The following is a 740-nucleotide window of genomic DNA, read 5'->3' as shown; positions in this document are numbered from 1 at the left end:
TGTCTGGTCCCAGAGTGTGGGGGAATCAGTCAAGCTGCCCCTTCATTCAGGGATCAGCTATGGGACAGATACTCCACGGCAGCGCCACGACCACGCACACCATCCGAGCAGCGATACAGCGATCGAAAGCTCCGCTCAAAGAACTCGCCACGCAGCATGGTCTAAATCGGAAAACTGTCGCCAAGTGGCGCAAGCGGACCTTCGTCCATGATGCGCCAATGGGCCCGAAGACCGTACGCTCCACCGTTCTGACTGCCGAGGAGGAAGCGGCGATCGTCGCCTTCCGCAAGCATACGCTGCTGCCTCTGGATGACTGTCTCTATGCGCTGCAGGCGACGATCCCGCACCTGACGCGGTCGTCCTTGCATCGTTGCTTTCAGCGCCACGGTATCAGCCGCCTGCCCGAGGTCGCTGGCGACAAGCCAGCCAAACAGCCCTTCAAGCGCTACCCAATCGGCTATTTCCACATCGACATCGCCGAGGTCCGAACCGAGGAGGGCAAGCTCTACCTATTCGTGGCAGTGGATCGTACCTCGAAGTTCGCTTTCGCTCGGCTGATGCAGAAGGCGACCACAGTCACCGCCAGAGCTTTCCTCGACGAATTGGTCGAAGCCGTCCCCTACAAAATCCACACCGTGCTCACCGACAACGTCCTAAGCGCGGAACGAAATGGAGCCTGCAGTCAAGGTCTCTCTATCCGCCAGCATGCTCTCGCTGCGTGACGTTGGTCAAGTCGTCGA

1 pseudogene is annotated in these 740 nt (G+C 59.5%); it reads left to right on the top strand.

Going from position 1 to position 740, the window contains the following annotated elements:
• Positions 1-59: 59 nt before the first annotated feature.
• Positions 60-650, top strand: a pseudogene (locus C9427_RS32505) (DDE-type integrase/transposase/recombinase); the annotation flags it as partial.
• Between the last annotated feature and the right edge of the window lie 90 nt (positions 651-740).

This window comes from Mesorhizobium helmanticense (assembly GCF_003034915.1).
Taxonomy (GTDB): domain Bacteria; phylum Pseudomonadota; class Alphaproteobacteria; order Rhizobiales; family Rhizobiaceae; genus Mesorhizobium; species Mesorhizobium helmanticense.
Note: the sequence above shows the minus strand (reverse complement) of the source record. Positions and strands in the feature narration are given on the sequence as shown.